Source organism: Enterobacter sp. UPMP2052, from assembly GCF_053709675.1.
In genome coordinates this window covers 84,920-102,292 of sequence record NZ_JBSKJR010000003.1, presented here as the reverse complement: position 1 = coordinate 102,292, position 17,373 = coordinate 84,920, and the positions used below count along the sequence as shown (strand labels likewise).

Below are 17,373 nucleotides of genomic sequence, written 5' to 3'. Positions count from 1 at the left end.
AATGGCTATCGAAATCAATGTACCGGACATCGGGGCTGATGAAGTTGAAATCACCGAGATCCTGGTCAAAGTGGGCGACAAAGTTGAAGCTGAACAGTCGCTGATCACCGTAGAGGGCGACAAAGCCTCTATGGAAGTGCCGTCTCCTCAGGCTGGCATCGTTAAAGAGATCAAAGTCTCTGTTGGCGATAAAACCGAGACGGGCAAACTGATCATGATTTTCGATTCCGCCGACGGTGCAGCTGATGCTGCACCTGCTAAGGCAGAAGAGAAGAAAGAAGCCGCTCCGGCTGCAGCACCTGCTGCTGCGGCAGCGAAAGACGTTAACGTGCCTGACATCGGCGGTGACGAAGTTGAAGTCACTGAAATCCTGGTGAAAGTAGGCGATACCGTTACGGCTGAACAGTCCCTGATCACCGTAGAAGGCGACAAAGCCTCTATGGAAGTCCCTGCGCCGTTCGCAGGTACCGTTAAAGAGATCAAAATCAACACCGGTGACAAAGTGTCTACCGGCTCCCTGATTATGGTCTTTGAAGTGGCTGGCGCTGAAGGCGCGGCGGCTCCGGCGAAAGCCGAAGCGGCTCCGGCCCAGGCGGCTGCACCAGCAGCGGCTGGCGGTGCGAAAGACGTTAACGTACCGGACATCGGCGGTGACGAAGTTGAAGTGACCGAAGTGATGGTAAAAGTGGGCGACAAAGTTGCCGCTGAACAGTCACTGATCACCGTTGAAGGCGACAAGGCTTCCATGGAAGTTCCTGCGCCGTTCGCCGGTACCGTTAAAGAGATCAAAATCAGCACCGGCGACAAAGTGTCTACCGGTTCTCTGATCATGGTCTTCGAAGTAGAAGGTGCTGCGCCTGCGGCCGCTCCGGCTGCCGCGGCTGCTCCAGCTCCGGCTGCTGCACCGGCTCAGGCTAAACCTGCTGCTGCCCCTGCTGCAAAAGCGGAAGGCAAATCTGAGTTCGCTGAAAACGATGCTTACGTCCACGCAACACCGCTGATTCGTCGCCTGGCGCGCGAGTTCGGTGTGAACCTGGCGAAAGTGAAAGGGACCGGTCGTAAAGGTCGTATCCTGCGTGAAGACGTTCAGACCTACGTGAAAGACGCGGTGAAACGCGCCGAAGCTGCACCTGCTGCAGCCGCTGGCGGCGGTATCCCGGGCATGCTGCCATGGCCGAAAGTGGACTTCAGCAAGTTCGGCGAAATCGAAGAAGTGGAACTGGGCCGTATCCAGAAAATCTCTGGTGCTAACCTGAGCCGTAACTGGGTGATGATCCCGCACGTTACGCACTTCGATAAGACCGATATCACCGATCTGGAAGCGTTCCGTAAACAGCAGAACGCCGAAGCTGAGAAGCGTAAACTGGACGTGAAATTCACCCCAGTGGTCTTCATCATGAAAGCGGTTGCGGCGGCGCTGGAACAGATGCCACGCTTCAACAGCTCCCTGTCCGAAGACGGCCAGAAGCTGACGCTGAAGAAATACATCAACATCGGTGTTGCGGTTGATACGCCAAATGGTCTGGTTGTTCCGGTCTTCAAAGACGTGAACAAGAAGAGCATTACCGAGCTGTCCCGTGAACTGACCACCATCTCCAAAAAAGCGCGTGATGGTAAGCTGACTGCCGGCGAAATGCAGGGCGGCTGCTTCACTATCTCCAGCATCGGCGGCCTGGGTACGACCCACTTCGCACCGATTGTGAACGCGCCGGAAGTGGCCATCCTCGGTGTGTCCAAGTCCGCGATGGAGCCGGTGTGGAACGGTAAAGAGTTTGTGCCGCGTCTGATGATGCCAATCTCTCTCTCCTTCGACCACCGCGTCATTGACGGTGCAGATGGTGCGCGTTTCATCACCATCATCAACAACACCCTGAGCGACATTCGCCGCCTGGTGATGTAATCGAAAAGCCGGCCAGACGGCCGGCTTTTTTCTGGTAACCTTGTGATGTCAGTGAGGTTACTGGCGAAAGCGAGAATTCATGAGCCGTTTGTTGTTTCAAAATTGTTAACAATTTTGTAAAATACGGGCGGATAGAACGACCCGGTGGACGACGGGTATAAATTAAGAGGTCATGATGAGCACAGAAATCAAAACTCAGGTCGTAGTACTTGGGGCAGGCCCGGCAGGTTATTCCGCAGCATTCCGCGCCGCGGATTTAGGTCTGGAAACCGTCATCGTAGAACGTTACAACACCCTCGGCGGTGTTTGTCTGAACGTCGGCTGTATCCCTTCTAAAGCGCTGCTGCACGTAGCGAAAGTTATCGAAGAAGCCAAAGCGCTGGCTGAACACGGTATCGTCTTCGGCGAGCCGAAAACCGATATCGACAAAATTCGTACCTGGAAAGAGAAAGTTATCACTCAGCTGACCGGCGGTCTGGCAGGTATGGCCAAAGGCCGTAAAGTGAAAGTGGTTAACGGTCTGGGTAAATTCACCGGGGCGAACACCCTGGAAGTGGAAGGTGAAAACGGCAAAACCGTGATCAACTTCGACAACGCGATCATCGCGGCGGGTTCCCGTCCGATCGAACTGCCGTTCATTCCACATGAAGACCCACGCGTATGGGATTCCACCGATGCGCTGGAGCTGAAAACCGTTCCTAAGCGTCTGCTGGTAATGGGTGGCGGTATCATCGGTCTGGAAATGGGTACCGTGTACCACGCGCTGGGTTCAGACATTGACGTGGTTGAAATGTTCGACCAGGTTATCCCGGCTGCTGACAAAGACATCGTTAAAGTCTTCACCAAGCGCATCAGCAAGAAGTTCAACCTGATGCTGGAAACCAAAGTGACTGCCGTTGAAGCGAAAGAAGACGGTATTTACGTTTCCATGGAAGGCAAAAAAGCCCCTGCAGAACCACAGCGTTACGACGCCGTGCTGGTGGCTATCGGCCGTGTGCCGAACGGTAAAAACCTCGACGCAGGCAAAGCCGGCGTGGAAGTGGACGACCGTGGCTTCATCCGCGTTGACAAGCAGCTGCGCACCAACGTGCCACACATCTTTGCTATCGGCGATATCGTTGGTCAGCCAATGCTGGCACACAAAGGTGTTCACGAAGGTCACGTTGCCGCTGAAGTTATCGCGGGCATGAAGCACTACTTCGATCCGAAAGTGATCCCATCTATCGCCTACACCGAGCCAGAAGTTGCCTGGGTGGGTCTGACCGAGAAAGAAGCGAAAGAGAAAGGCATCAGCTACGAAACCGCCACCTTCCCGTGGGCTGCTTCTGGCCGTGCTATCGCCTCTGACTGCGCAGACGGTATGACCAAGCTTATCTTCGACAAAGAATCACACCGTGTTATCGGTGGTGCGATTGTCGGGACCAACGGCGGCGAGCTGCTGGGCGAAATCGGCCTGGCGATCGAAATGGGCTGTGATGCTGAAGACATCGCGCTGACCATCCACGCGCACCCGACTCTGCACGAGTCTGTGGGCCTGGCGGCAGAAGTGTTTGAAGGTAGCATCACCGACCTGCCAAACGCCAAAGCGAAGAAGAAATAAGTTTCTTTATTGCTGATAAACGCCTCTTCGGAGGCGTTTTTTTTGCTTTTGCCGTGCTGAACCAGCGCGCCACGCGAAGGATTTATGGCGCGACGGCTTCCCAGCTTTTATCCAGGTGGAAGGAGGTTACATCCTCAGCTTTTTGCCCGGTTCCACTGCCGAGATCGGCCTGATAAACCCTGTCGTCCTGATTAATCATAAAGCTCATCACGCCCGTCTGACCGTAACGCACCGGCCAGGCGATCATCGCAAAGCCCTCTTTATCTGGCAGGATCCGGAAACGATAGCCGTGATAACCGGCGCCAGGCTCTTGCGGGCTAAATGCCGGTCCGAGCGGGCTGGGCGCTTCGCCCGGTGAGACGGGCCAGTACAGACCATCTTTTTTTCCTTCTGCGCTGACGATTTTTTCGGCGTAATGCTGATTCAGCGCAAAATAGCTCTGTTGCGCGTCCACATAGGCGTGTAAGGCTTCAATTGCCGCAAGCTCGTTGCGCCCGATTTCACGCGTCTGGATCTCGTCGGCGGCTTTTTGCATATCAAACTGCCAGCCGTCGGTTTTTTTCACAACGGGTATGGGCAGCTGCCAGCCGTTTTCTCCAACATAGAGATGGGCGGTATTGCCGTTAATGGCGACGTGATGGCTTACCTTCCAGTCGCGTAAAAAACGCGCCACGGCTTCAGGGTCAACGCCTTCAGGCGGCAGGTAATCACGCCAGTTATCGCCGAGCAGGCTGTTTAATGCCTCCTCGTTTTGCTCGCTGATGGCTTTTGTCAGGGCGTCCGTTGCCTGCCCCGGCGTCGTGAAATTCTGCTGGGCCAGGGCGAAGGTGGATACCATAAGCAACAGTACGCCGCCAATCAGTTGTTTTTTCATCATGATGTCCTTAACGGTGGCGGAATTCTCGGTGTTCGGCGTGGCGTTCAGACGCCTGTTGTCTGAGGCTGGCACGCTGTTCATCGCTCAGCGACGCTCGCTGACGGCTTTGCAACCCGCGCTGCTGCTGCGCCTGCCAGCTCGGAGAACGGCTGTCGTTGCCGCTCAGGGCGTTGGCGTAACGCTGAGGATGCTGGCTTTGCGCGCGTCGCTCGGTCTGCAGGCGATCGTGAAGGGCGTGGTTATTTGCCTGCTGCGCGTGCGGCTTTATCCCGTCGTAGCCCCGGTAGTTATTGCGTTGAGTGATCTGCCTTAGCTGCTGGGCGGAGGCGGGGTGCTGCACGTTGCGGGTGACGGGATGCTGCAGTTGCGACAGCGATTTCCCGGTCGATTTTTGCACCTGCGCCAATGCCGCCTGACGCTGACTGTCGCGGTTAATCGGCTGATGTTGCGTCGCGCTCAATCCGGTGGGGGTCGACGTCGGATGGAACCGGCTGGCAAGCTGGCTGTTGGTATAGGGCACCCCGTTGCGATACGCCGGGTTGTGCTGCCACACCATATTGTTATCCGTGCGGTGCTCGCCGGTTATTTTATTGAAATTATTGACATTGATATTGATGTTATCGCCGTTATGCGAGTATCCGTCATGATGATAATAATCATCATCGTGGTGGTGGTGATCGTCGTCATCGTCCCAGTCGATATTGCTGAACAGCGCATAGGTAGTAGCCACGCCGAGGCTATAGCCGAACCCTTTTACAAAGCTGTTGGTGAACTGCCCGCCGGGAGACGGGGGGAGATAAACCGGCGGATAGCTGGCGTTTGGCCAGGTGCCGTAGACGGTCGTTGGGTTATAGGTGGGTACATACACTACCTGCGGATCGGCGGGCTCAATCTTTATCACCGTCTCGCTTGCAGGCGCGGCGGCGACCGTTGCGGTGGTACTTTTGGCGGGCGCGGCTTTTTTAACCGTGGTCACCGTCTGCTGAGGAGTCGATTGCAGCGCGCCGGTTTGCTGCGCCAGCGCGCGAAGACGCTGCACGGAGTCCATGACGTCCTTCGGCTGGGCCAGAAATGCATTTCCTAAATTTTGCACCCACTCCGGATTACCGCCCATTAGCGTCATCAGCTGTGGGAAGGCAACCAGCGATTTTACGCTGGCATCCCACGGCTGGGCAGAGACGGCCTGGATCGCAGCGTCGCCCTGCAATTTTGGATTGTCCTGCGACCACTGCGCGGCCTGGATGACGTTTGAAGGGTAGGTTGATGCCATCAGGATTTGCGAAAGCAGCGCATCGGGGTAGAGCGCAATGGGCGCTGTCCACTGATCGATTTGAGCCGCAGTATAAGTCGGGGCAACGACCGGCGCGGGCTGAGCAGTTGGGGTGACGGGTTGTTGCGCGACAGGCGCAGGGGAGACCGGCGTTTCTGTCGCGCGGCTTTTAACAAACATCACGCCAGAGGCGGCGAATAACCCGGTACTGCACAGAAGAACAAGCAGATGTGGCTTAAAGGGCAACTTCATATAGTGACTCCGACGAGACCAGCGCAATGCCCTCAGGCGTTGCAATTGCCGCGAGTATTATTCACCCGTCTTTTACAGTTTTGACGATTGTTGGGAATTCACCAGAAGGTCCGGATAAAGAGTGTGAGTATTTATTACACAATTCTGTACATGCACCTGCCGCAAACCTGCCAGCCACCGCCAGGCAACAAACTCACCGCTTTCAGGCGGTTTTTTGTCCCTCAAATTGGCCTCGTCTGCCCGCTATACCATTCTTAACGATTCAGCAAAGTATTTAATGTTGCTTTTTTGTAAACAGATTAACACTGTGCAGAAATCCTGCTATGCTGCCCGACGCGGTATCGGGCATTTACCCTACAAACTGCTGTCTCACAGGAGCGTGAAGAGAACGCCGGCCGCATATGACAATGAGAGCGAGGAGAACCGTCGTGCTAGAAGAATACCGTAAGCACGTAGCAGAACGTGCCGCCGAGGGAATTGTACCCAAACCTTTAGATGCAACCCAAATGGCCGCGCTCGTCGAGCTGCTTAAGAACCCGCCTGCGGGCGAAGAAGAATTCCTTTTAGATCTGCTGATCAACCGTGTACCGCCTGGCGTAGATGAAGCTGCCTACGTAAAAGCCGGATTCCTTGCCGCCGTTGCCAAAGGCGAAGCGACCTCCCCACTGGTTACTCCTGAAAAAGCGATTGAACTGCTCGGCACCATGCAGGGCGGCTATAACATTCATCCGCTGATTGACGCGCTGGACAACGAAAAGCTGGCACCGATTGCTGCCAAAGCGCTCTCTTCAACGCTGCTGATGTTCGATAACTTCTACGATGTGGAAGAGAAAGCCAAAGCGGGTAACGTCTACGCGAAGCAGGTGATGCAGTCCTGGGCCGATGCCGAATGGTTCCTGAACCGTCCTGCCCTGGCCGAAAAAATCACGGTTACCGTCTTCAAAGTGACCGGTGAAACTAACACCGATGACCTCTCCCCGGCACCGGATGCGTGGTCTCGCCCGGATATCCCTCTGCACGCGCTGGCGATGCTGAAAAACGCCCGCGAAGGCATCGAGCCGGATCAGCCTGGCAGCGTTGGCCCGATCAAACAGATCGAGGCCCTGCAGCAAAAAGGTTTCCCGCTGGCCTACGTCGGTGACGTTGTGGGTACCGGCTCTTCGCGTAAATCTGCAACCAACTCCGTGCTGTGGTTCATGGGCGATGATATCCCTCATGTGCCGAACAAACGCGGCGGCGGCTTGTGCCTCGGTGGCAAAATTGCGCCTATCTTCTTTAACACCATGGAAGATGCGGGCGCGCTGCCGATCGAAGTGGATGTTTCTAACCTGAACATGGGCGATGTGATTGACGTTTACCCGTTCAAGGGTGAAGTGCGTAACCACGAAACCAACGAACTGCTGGCAAGCTTCACGCTGAAAACCGACGTGCTGATCGACGAAGTCCGCGCCGGTGGCCGTATTCCGCTGATTATTGGCCGTGGCCTGACCACCAAAGCGCGTGAAGCGCTCGGTCTGCCGCACTCAGACGTGTTCCGTCAGGCGAAAGACGTGGCGGAAAGCAGCCGCGGCTACTCCCTGGCGCAGAAAATGGTTGGCCGCGCCTGCGGCGTAGCGGGTGTCCGTCCGGGCGCTTACTGCGAACCTAAGATGACCTCTGTGGGGTCTCAGGATACCACCGGCCCAATGACGCGTGACGAACTGAAAGACCTGGCGTGCCTGGGCTTCTCTTCCGATCTGGTGATGCAGTCCTTCTGCCACACCGCGGCCTATCCGAAGCCGGTTGACGTCACCACGCACCACACGCTGCCGGACTTCATCATGAACCGTGGCGGCGTTTCCCTGCGTCCGGGCGACGGCGTGATCCACTCCTGGCTGAACCGCATGCTGCTGCCGGATACCGTCGGTACCGGTGGTGACTCCCATACCCGTTTCCCAATCGGGATCTCCTTCCCGGCCGGGTCAGGTCTGGTGGCGTTTGCCGCAGCGACCGGCGTAATGCCGCTGGATATGCCGGAGTCTGTGCTGGTGCGCTTCAAAGGCAAAATGCAACCGGGTATCACCCTGCGCGACCTGGTTCACGCTATCCCGCTGTATGCCATCAAACAGGGCCTGCTGACCGTAGAGAAGAAGGGCAAGAAAAACATCTTCTCTGGCCGCATCCTCGAGATTGAAGGGCTGCCGGATCTGAAAGTGGAGCAGGCTTTCGAGCTGACTGATGCCTCCGCCGAGCGTTCCGCCGCGGGCTGTACCATCAAGCTGAACAAAGCGCCAATTGAAGAGTACCTGACGTCGAACATCGTGCTGCTGAAGTGGATGATTGCTGAAGGCTACGGCGACCGTCGTACGCTGGAGCGTCGTATTCAGGGCATGGAAAAATGGCTGGCCGATCCGCAGCTGCTGGAAGCCGATGCTGACGCAGAGTATGCGGCAGTGATCGACATCGATCTGGCGGATATCAAAGAGCCAATCCTGTGCGCGCCAAACGATCCGGACGACGCCCGTCCGCTGTCTGAGGTGCAGGGCGAGAAGATCGACGAAGTGTTTATCGGCTCGTGCATGACCAACATCGGCCACTTCCGCGCGGCGGGCAAGCTGCTGGATACTCACAAAGGCCAGCTGCCGACGCGTCTGTGGGTGGCACCGCCAACCCGTATGGACGCGGCACAGCTGACCGAAGAGGGCTACTACAGCGTGTTTGGTAAGAGCGGCGCGCGTATTGAAATCCCTGGCTGTTCCCTGTGCATGGGTAACCAGGCACGCGTGGCAGACGGTGCGACGGTGGTCTCTACCTCTACCCGTAACTTCCCTAACCGTTTAGGTACGGGAGCTAACGTCTTCCTGGCCTCTGCGGAGCTGGCGGCGGTTGCGGCGCTGATTGGCAAGCTGCCAACGCCGGAAGAGTACCAGACCTTTGTTGCTCAGGTTGATAAGACGGCGGTGGATACCTATCGCTATCTGAACTTCGACCAGCTTTCTCAGTACACCGAGAAGGCGGACGGGGTTATCTTCCAGACGGCAGTATAAACAGCAAAACCGTCTCCACGAGACGGTTTTTAGTGTTTGCACCCTCTCCCGTGGGAGAGGGGCGGGGTGAGGGCATCAGGCCGCAGGGTCTGGCTCTCACCTTTTTATTTTCATTCCTCCTGCCTCTCCCGCTTTTTTTCTTCCTCTACGCTGCGATAATTACCCTAATGGCTTTGCAGAGGAAAACGCTATGGATTACGAATTTCTGCGCGACATCACCGGCGTGGTGAAGGTGCGTATGTCGATGGGCCACGAAGCCGTAGGGCACTGGTTTAATGAAGAGGTTAAAGACAACCTCGCGCTGCTGGATGAGGTGGAACAGGCCGCGAACACGGTCAAAGGCAGCGAGCGCTCCTGGCAACGCGGTGGGCATGAATACACCCTGTGGATGGATGGCGAAGAGGTGATGGTACGCGCCAACCAGCTTGAGTTCTCGGGCGATGAGATGGAAGAGGGGATGAACTACTACGACGAAGAGAGCCTGTCGCTGTGCGGCGTTGAGGACTTTTTGCAGGTAGTTGCCGCGTATCGCGAGTTCATGAAACAGAAATAACGGTGGAGCATCCTTGCCCCGGCAATACCTACACGGCTGGAATGTTGCGGCCGTAGTAGATTTCGCGCATCTCTTTCCAGAGCAGGTCGGTAATGGCCTTGCGCTCGTCTTCGCTTAAATCTTCCGGTTTGGTGTGGAACATGTAGTGCTTAAGGTCGAACTCCTTAAGCAACATCTTGGTGTGGAAGATATTCTCCTGATAGACGTTGACGTCCATCATGTCATACAGCGCTTTCATATCCTCGGACATGAAGTTCTGAATGGAATTAATTTCATGATCGATAAAGTGCTTCATACCGTTGATATCACGGGTAAAGCCGCGTACGCGGTAATCAACGGTCACGATATCGGATTCCAGCTGGTGGATTAAATAGTTCAGCGCGTTCAGTGGGGAGATTACGCCGCAGGTCGACACCTCGATATCGGCACGGAAGGTACACAGCCCGCCTTCCGGGTGGCTCTCCGGATAGGTGTGAACGCAGATATGGCTCTTGTCTAAATGCGCAACGACCACTTCCGGCAGCGGGCCGGGGTGCTCGGTTTTGTCGATAAGCTGAGGGTCAACCGGCTCTTCGCTGACCAGAATGGTGACGCTTGCGCCCTGCGGCTCGTAATCCTGACGGGCGATGTTCAGGATGTTGGCGCCGATGATTGAGCAGGTTTCCGACAAAATTTCCGTCAGGCGGTTGGCGTTATAGAGTTCATCGATATAGGCGATATAACCATCGCGCTCTTCTGCCGTCTTGGCGTAGCAGATATCGTAAATACAAAAACTCAGGCTTTTGGTCAGGTTGTTAAAGCCATGCAGTTTAAGCTTTTTCAATTAGTTCACCCCCTTAGAGGACAGCGCGTCTTGCAGATACTGTGGCAAGGCAAAGGCTGCGGTATGGATCGCCGAATTGTAGTAACGGCACTGAAGATGGGTCTGATGGAAACGGGCCTGGATAATTTCGGTGGAGAGATGGCGCAGCGCTTCGTTATCCGTCGCCCAGGCAAAGGTCATGATCCCGCCGTAGTAGGTCGGGATGGCAGCCTGATAGAAGCTCACGTCACTGAAATACGTGCTCAGCTTGCGATGGCTGTCGAGGGCTTCATCCTGCTGCAGGAAGCAGACGCCGTTTTGGGCCACAAAGATGCCGCCCGGTTTCAGGCAGCGCTTGCAGCCTTCGTAGAAGGATGAGGTAAACAGCGATGCGCCCGGGCCGATCGGGTCGGTGCAGTCCGAAATGATCACATCAAACGTTTGCGTGGTCTGGTTAACAAAATTGACGCCGTCGTCGATAACCAGATTGAAGCGCGGGTCGTCGTAGCTCCCGGCGTTGTGGTTAGGCAGATACTGGCGGCAGAAAGAGACCACGCCTGCGTCGATTTCCACCATGGTGATGGTTTCGACAGTCTGATGGCGGGACACTTCGCGCAGCATGGCACCGTCGCCGCCGCCGATAATCAGCACGTGTTTTGCGTGGCCGTGCGCCAGCAGGGGGACGTGGGTCATCATCTCGTGATAGATAAACTCGTCGCGCTCGGTGGTTTGCACCACGCCGTCCAGCGCCATCACGCGGCCAAAGGCGGCGTTCTCGAAGATTATCAAATCCTGATGATCGGTTTTCTCATGATAAAGCACGTTATCAACGGCAAAATACTGACCAAACTGGTCATGCAGCGTTTCTTGCCAAACCGTTTTTTCGGTCATGGGGTGTCACCTTCTTCGTTAACATCCATTACTTCCAGCGGAATGGGCGCAACACAACACCGCGCGTGCGCGGCCAGAGTCAACAAGGTGCGTCGGGAAGGTTACTTCACGTAGGCGAGCAGGCTGAGTGAATCGCGTGCCAGTGCTTTGCATTTTTTGGCCGTAGGAATGCCAATGCCGCTTAAATCGCGGTAGCTGTCTTCACCGAGCGCTTTCATGTCGAAGCTGTCGTAGTTGCTAAGATCCCATTGGTTCTGCTGGGCAAAAAAGACCAGTGCGCGACGAATTTGCCCGTTGGGTAAATTCTGGTAACCACAATCGTTTTTCAGAAACACAAAAACAGCCGTCAGATCGGCCATATCTTCTGCTTCATTTTCACTCAGCGCATAACTGTTTGCACACATCGCCATCAGGCCACCGAACAGAATTGTTCTGAAAAACGTCTTCATTGCTTCTACCACTGCGTCACGGAAAATTAACGTTAGCATACTTGGTGCCAGGCCGACGATCTTTATTATCGCCGCTGTGCTTGACCTTCCGGTAAGGGGAGGGTTTATGCTCAAAAGATCGCCTGCTGGAAATAAGGAAATGAACATGCAACGTCGTGATTTTTTAAAATATTCAGTTGCGCTGGGTGCTGCCAGCGCTTTACCGCTCTGGAGCCGGGCGGTGTTTGCCGCCGACAGGCCTGCACTGCCGATCCCGGATTTACTGACCGCTGATGCCCGTGGCCGTATTCAGCTCGTCGTCCAGGCGGGTAAAACAACCTTTGGCAAACACACCGCAACGACGTGGGGCTACAACGGCAATCTGCTCGGCCCCGCGCTGCAGTTGCGCAAAGGCAAGGCCGTAACCGTTGATATCCACAACACGCTGACGCAAGAGACCACCGTGCACTGGCACGGGCTGGAAGTGCCCGGCGAGGTCGACGGCGGGCCGCAGGGCGTTATAAAAGCGGGCGGCAAACGTAGCGTTACCTTTACCCCGGACCAGCGCGCCGCGACCTGCTGGTTCCACCCGCATCAGCACGGCAAAACCGGCCACCAGGTCGCGATGGGGCTGGCGGGGCTGGTGCTGATTGACGATGACGAAAGCCGCCTGCTGCGTCTGCCAAAACAGTGGGGCATCGACGATGTACCGGTGATCGTGCAGGACAAGAAATTTACCGCAGACGGGCAGATTGACTATCAGCTGGACGTCATGACCGCGGCCGTAGGCTGGTTTGGCGATACGCTGCTGACTAACGGCGCGATTTACCCGCAGCACGCCGCGCCGAAAGGCTGGCTGCGTTTACGTCTGCTCAACGGGTGTAACGCCCGCTCTCTCAACTTTGCCGCCAGCGACAAGCGTCCGCTGTATGTGGTGGCGAGCGACGGCGGCCTGCTGCCAGAGCCGGTTAAGGTAAGCGAGCTGCCAATGCTGATGGGCGAGCGCTTCGAGGTGCTGGTGGATATCAGCGACGGCAACGCGTTTGATCTCGTAACCCTGCCGGTCAGCCAGATGGGGATGGCTGTTGCGCCGTTTGATAAACCCCACCCGGTGCTGCGCATTCAGCCGCTGCAAATTACCGCCTCGGGCATACTGCCGGAGACCTTAACCACGCTGCCTGCTCTGCCAGCCCTTGAGAGGCTAACGCAGCGTAAGCTGCAGCTTTCGATGGACCCCATGCTCGACATGATGGGCATGCAGGCGTTAATGAAGAAATACGGTGAGCAGGCGATGGCGGGCATGCACCACGGGCAGATGATGGGCCACATGAATATGGACCACGGCAAGATGGGCGGGATGGATCATGGCGGCCACGGTTTTGATTTCCATAATGCAAACAAGATCAACGGCAAAGCCTTCGACATGAACACGCCGATGTTTGCCTCCACAAAAGGGCAGTTTGAGCGCTGGGTTATTTCTGGCGAAGGCGACATGATGCTGCACCCGTTCCACATCCACGGCACGCAGTTCCGCATTCTCTCTGAAAACGGCAACGCGCCTGCCGCGCATCGTTCAGGCTGGAAAGATACGGTGAAGGTAGAAGGGGGCGTAAGCGAGGTGCTGGTGAAGTTCGACCACGACGCGCCGAAGGAGTTTGCCTATATGGCGCACTGTCATCTGCTGGAACATGAAGATACAGGGATGATGCTGGGTTTTACTGTTTAAAGCAGTGTGGCCTGATGCCCGCGCCCACGGGGAGAGGGCACAAACACTAAAACGGCAACCGAGGTTGCCGTTTTAGCATCTTTCCGTAGGCCCGGTAAGCGTTAGCGCCACCGGGCTTTGTTGTTACTTAGCGTCGTCAGGCAGTGCATACGCGACAATATAGTCGCCCATCTTCGTGCCAAACGAACCGTGACCGCCCGCAGAGATGACAACGTACTGCTTGCCATTCACTTCATAGGTCATCGGCGTGGCCTGTCCGCCCGCTGGCAGACGGCCCTGCCACAGTTTCTCACCGTTGGTCATGTTGTACGCGCGCAGGTAGTTATCTGCGGTTGCCGCGATGAACAGCACGTTACCGGCGGTGGAGATTGGGCCACCCAGCATTGGCATACCCATATTGAACGGCACCGGAACCGGCATCGGGAACGGCATGCTGTCCTGTGGCGTACCAATACGTTTCTTCCAGACAATCTGATTGGTTTTCAGATCCAGACCGGAGATATACCCCCAGGCAGGCTGTTTACACGGCAGACCGAAAGGCGACAGGAACGGATTCAGCGTCACGCCATATGGCACGCCGTACTGCGGCTGAATACCCGCTTCGGTACCGCTGCCTTTAGCATCTTTCGGCTGTTCCATTGGGTTGCCCGGTCCGCGTGGGATCAGACGGGAAACGAACGGCAGCGCCATCGGGTTGGCAATCGCCACCTGACGGTTAGGGTCAACGGAGATCCCGCCCCATTCGAACATCCCCAGGTTACCCGGGAAGACCAACGTGCCCTGTTCGGACGGCGGCGTGAAGATACCTTCGTAGCGCAGTTGGTGGAACATCACGCGGCACACCAGCTGGTCAAACATAGTGGCACCCCACATGTCTGCTCCGCTGAGGTCTTTCTTCGGACGGAAGCTCAGGTCAGAGAACGGCTGCGTTTTGCTGACGTAGTCGCCTTTTGCGGCACCCTGTGGAACCGGTTTTTCCGGTGCAGGGACAACCAGCTCACCGTTGCTGCGATCCAGCACGAAGATGTTGCCGGTTTTCGCCGGGGCGTAAATCACCGGAACGGTTTTACCGTTAACGGTAATGTCCGCCAGCGTCGGCTGGGACGGCATATCCATATCCCACAGGTCGTGGTGAACGGTCTGATAGCTCCATGCCAGCTTACCGGTAGTGGCGTTCAGCGCCACGATGGCGCTCGCGTAACGCTCCTGCTCTGGCGTGCGGTTACCGCCCCAGATATCCGGCGTGGACACGCCCATTGGCAGGTAGACCAGGTCCAGCTTCGCGTCATACGCGGCAGGGGCCCAGGAGTTTGGCGAGTTAAAGGTAAAGGTGTGTTCGTCTGACGGGATCGCGTTTGGATCTTTCGCGCCCGGGTCAAAGGCCCACAGCAGTTTACCGGTATTCACGTCGAAACCACGGATAACGCCCGAGGTTTCGCGGGTAGAGAAATTATCCGTTACCGAACCGGCAATCACGATGGTTTTATCGGTGATGATAGGCGGAGAGGTCGGTTCATACAGACCCGGCGTGGTGTCCGGCATGTTGGTCTGCAGATTCAGGATACCCTTGTTGGCGAAGGTTTCGCACAGCTTGCCCGTTTCGGCGTTGATGGCGAACAGACGACCATCGTTGACCGGCAGCATAATGCGGCGCGGACAGTCGGCAATGACTTCCGGGCTGGCATTATCGGCACGCGCTTCATGGTAAGAGACACCGCGGCAGGTAACGTGCTGGAACGACGGGTTAGAGTTCAGCTGTGGATCGAAGTGCCATTTCTCTTTACCGGTGGCCGCGTCGAGCGCGAACAGGCGCTGGTGCGCCGTACACAGGTAGAGCATGTTGCCCACTTTAATTGGCGTCACTTCGTTGGTCAGTTCGCCCGGATCGTTTGGCATCTTCAGGTCGCCGGTGCGGAATACCCAGGCTTCCTTCAGATTTTTAACGTTGTCGGCGTTGATCTGCTTGAGTGGAGAGTAGCGTTGGCCTTCCTGGTTACGCCCGTAGGCTGGCCAGTCGCCATCCGCAACCTGAGAAATGGCCGCAGCAGGGGTGGCTTCCGTGTTCAGCGTACCGTTGATCTCCTGCGGGTCGTTAAAGCCGGCCCAGGTCAGGATACCGCCGCTGATCAGCAGCGCCACGACCAGCGCCGCAACGGCACCGTTGGAAGGCACAATCAGGCGACGCCAGACAAACGGCAGGATCAGCCAGATACCGAAGAACACCAGAATGTCACTGCGCGGCGTCAGTGCCCAGAAGTCGAACCCGACTTCCCAGACGCCCCAGATCATCGTTGCGAGGAGTAATGCAGCGTAAAGCCACAGTGCAGATTGCTTCCTGCGGAGAAGCAGGACGGTTACGGCAACCATAACCAGACCCGCAATCGGGTAATACCAGGAGCCGCCAAGCGCGACCAGCCAAACGCCACCGATTAACAAATACAACGCGCAGAAGGCTGCGAACGCTGCTGTTAATGTCACCAGTAGACGCGGCTGTTGAGTTTTTATTTCAGCCATAGAAAGTGTACTCGTCAGTTTGTTAATTATTTGCTAGCAATTAATTATAGGTATTAACAACTGTGATCGGAATCACAAAATTTGCTTTTTATAACTCATACGCCAGGGTTATCCATTTACTGGTATAATGGCTGGCTTGCGTATCGATGCCGGAGTAAGATTCACCTGCATTGAGAGATTTTCATTAAAATCATATGGTTAGTAATATGAAACATACTGTTGAAGTGATGATCCCGGAAGCCGAGATCAAAGCGCGTATCGCCGAACTGGGTCGTCAAATCACCGAACATTACAAGGACAGCGGCAGCGAAATGGTGCTGGTCGGACTGTTACGTGGCTCTTTCATGTTCATGGCAGACCTGTGCCGTGAAGTGCAGGTGTCCCATGAGGTCGATTTTATGACCGCCTCCAGCTACGGCAGCGGCATGTCCACAACCCGTGATGTGAAAATCCTGAAAGACCTGGATGAAGATATTCGTGGCAAAGATGTGTTGATCGTTGAGGACATCATCGACTCCGGCAACACCCTCTCGAAAGTGCGCGAGATCCTGAGCCTGCGCGAGCCGAAATCGCTGGCGATTTGTACCCTGCTGGATAAACCGTCCCGCCGTGAAGTTCAGGTGCCGGTGGAATACGTTGGCTTCTCCATCCCGGATGAATTCGTGGTGGGTTACGGTATTGATTACGCGCAGCGTTATCGTCATCTGCCGTATGTCGGGAAAGTGGTGATTCTGGACGAGTAGCCTGCGTCTGTTGCCCGGTGGCGCTACGCTTACCGGGCGCTACAAAGCGCACATGTGTAGGCCGGGTAAGGCGAAGCCGCCACCCGGCTTTTTTATTTATGGTTTACGTGCTTAAGCTTGAGGTTAGCAATGCCTGAGCGGTAGCGCTGTTCCAGCGTTTCGCGGTTCGTCGCGGTCACTTCCAGGTTACGCAGTAATCCGTCATGAATGCCGTATGCCCAGCCGTGAACGGAGACCTTCTGCCCGCGTTTCCAGGCAGACTGCATGATGGTGGAATGCCCCAGGTTATAGACCTGCTCCATCACGTTCAACTCACACAGCGTGTCGAGGCGACGCTCCTGCGGCATTTCGCCCAGCAGTGAGCTATGTTTGAACCAGATATCGCGGATGTGCAGCAGCCAGTTGTCGATTAACCCCAGTTCGGTGTTTTCCACCGCGGCCTGAACGCCGCCGCAACCGTAGTGGCCGCAAATAATGATATGCTCGACTTCAAGCACATCCACGGCATACTGAACAACAGAAAGGCAGTTGAGATCGGTGTGGATAACCAGGTTAGCAACGTTACGGTGAACAAAGAGTTCGCCCGGTTCGAGACCGGTCAGGCGTTCTGCAGGTACACGGCTGTCGGAGCATCCAATCCATAAAAAACGCGGTTTTTGCGCGTGCGCCAGTTTTTCAAAAAATCCGGGATCGTCTTCCACCAGCATTTTTGACCATAGTGCATTGTTGCTGATGAGTGTATCTATGTCGTTCATGGAGGGTGACGGCCTGTAACCGAGTGATTGCGTTGC

Annotated in this window: 13 protein-coding genes; 6 read left to right on the top strand and 7 right to left on the bottom strand. The window is 55.9% G+C overall.

What is annotated here, in order from left to right; translation table 11 throughout:
- Position 1: 1 nt before the first annotated feature.
- Together aceF and lpdA are read left to right on the top strand one after the other, a co-directional pair.
- Entirely contained in the window at positions 2-1,900 is a 1,899-nt protein-coding gene (aceF, locus tag ACWKX3_RS12460) for a pyruvate dehydrogenase complex dihydrolipoyllysine-residue acetyltransferase (protein WP_454541886.1), read from the top strand.
- A gap of 175 nt (positions 1,901-2,075) precedes the next feature.
- Positions 2,076-3,500, top strand: coding sequence for a dihydrolipoyl dehydrogenase (gene lpdA, locus ACWKX3_RS12455; protein WP_042319244.1), 1,425 nt, complete (start codon positions 2,076-2,078; stop codon positions 3,498-3,500).
- Between the two features lie 82 nt (positions 3,501-3,582).
- Here lpdA and ACWKX3_RS12450 read toward each other — a convergent pair whose 3' ends face one another.
- Entirely contained in the window at positions 3,583-4,374 is a 792-nt protein-coding gene (locus tag ACWKX3_RS12450) for a DUF2950 family protein (RefSeq protein ID WP_088208879.1), read from the bottom strand.
- 10 nt (positions 4,375-4,384) lie between these two features.
- Positions 4,385-5,899 carry a DUF3300 domain-containing protein gene (locus ACWKX3_RS12445; RefSeq protein ID WP_454541885.1) on the bottom strand — a complete coding sequence of 505 codons (1,515 nt, stop codon included), beginning with the start codon at positions 5,897-5,899 and terminating at the stop codon, positions 4,385-4,387.
- 428 nt (positions 5,900-6,327) lie between these two features.
- Between ACWKX3_RS12445 and acnB the strand changes: the two genes are divergently transcribed.
- Positions 6,328-8,925, top strand: a complete 2,598-nt coding sequence (gene acnB / locus ACWKX3_RS12440) for a bifunctional aconitate hydratase 2/2-methylisocitrate dehydratase (protein WP_042319239.1) — start codon at positions 6,328-6,330, stop codon at positions 8,923-8,925.
- 190 nt (positions 8,926-9,115) lie between these two features.
- Positions 9,116-9,478, top strand: coding sequence for a protein YacL (gene yacL, locus ACWKX3_RS12435; protein WP_006173797.1), 363 nt, complete (start codon positions 9,116-9,118; stop codon positions 9,476-9,478).
- 28 nt (positions 9,479-9,506) lie between these two features.
- Here the strand turns inward: yacL and speD are convergent, their stop codons facing one another.
- The 3 genes from speD to ACWKX3_RS12420 form a co-directional block, all read right to left on the bottom strand.
- On the bottom strand, positions 9,507-10,301 hold the full coding sequence (speD, locus tag ACWKX3_RS12430) for an adenosylmethionine decarboxylase (protein WP_006173795.1): 795 nt from the start codon (positions 10,299-10,301) through the stop codon (positions 9,507-9,509).
- Positions 10,302-11,171 carry a polyamine aminopropyltransferase gene (gene speE, locus ACWKX3_RS12425; RefSeq protein ID WP_454541884.1) on the bottom strand — a complete coding sequence of 290 codons (870 nt, stop codon included), beginning with the start codon at positions 11,169-11,171 and terminating at the stop codon, positions 10,302-10,304.
- A 101-nt stretch (positions 11,172-11,272) separates the two neighbouring features.
- Positions 11,273-11,620: a YacC family pilotin-like protein gene (locus ACWKX3_RS12420; RefSeq protein ID WP_042320459.1), complete on the bottom strand. Its 348-nt coding sequence runs from the start codon at positions 11,618-11,620 to the stop codon at positions 11,273-11,275.
- Between the two features lie 145 nt (positions 11,621-11,765).
- Here ACWKX3_RS12420 and cueO point away from each other — a divergent pair, with 145 nt between their 5' ends.
- Positions 11,766-13,325: a multicopper oxidase CueO gene (cueO, locus tag ACWKX3_RS12415; protein ID WP_454541883.1), complete on the top strand. Its 1,560-nt coding sequence runs from the start codon at positions 11,766-11,768 to the stop codon at positions 13,323-13,325.
- 123 nt (positions 13,326-13,448) lie between these two features.
- On the opposite strand, the gene ACWKX3_RS12410 is transcribed toward cueO, so the two are convergent.
- Positions 13,449-15,839 carry a glucose/quinate/shikimate family membrane-bound PQQ-dependent dehydrogenase gene (locus ACWKX3_RS12410; RefSeq protein ID WP_220711079.1) on the bottom strand — a complete coding sequence of 797 codons (2,391 nt, stop codon included), beginning with the start codon at positions 15,837-15,839 and terminating at the stop codon, positions 13,449-13,451.
- Positions 15,840-16,045: 206 nt separating this feature from the next.
- Here ACWKX3_RS12410 and hpt point away from each other — a divergent pair, with 206 nt between their 5' ends.
- Positions 16,046-16,582, top strand: a complete 537-nt coding sequence (gene hpt / locus ACWKX3_RS12405; RefSeq protein WP_058609693.1) for a hypoxanthine phosphoribosyltransferase — start codon at positions 16,046-16,048, stop codon at positions 16,580-16,582.
- 92 nt (positions 16,583-16,674) lie between these two features.
- On the opposite strand, the gene can is transcribed toward hpt, so the two are convergent.
- Positions 16,675-17,337: a carbonate dehydratase gene (can, locus tag ACWKX3_RS12400; protein WP_006173783.1), complete on the bottom strand. Its 663-nt coding sequence runs from the start codon at positions 17,335-17,337 to the stop codon at positions 16,675-16,677.
- Between the last annotated feature and the right edge of the window lie 36 nt (positions 17,338-17,373).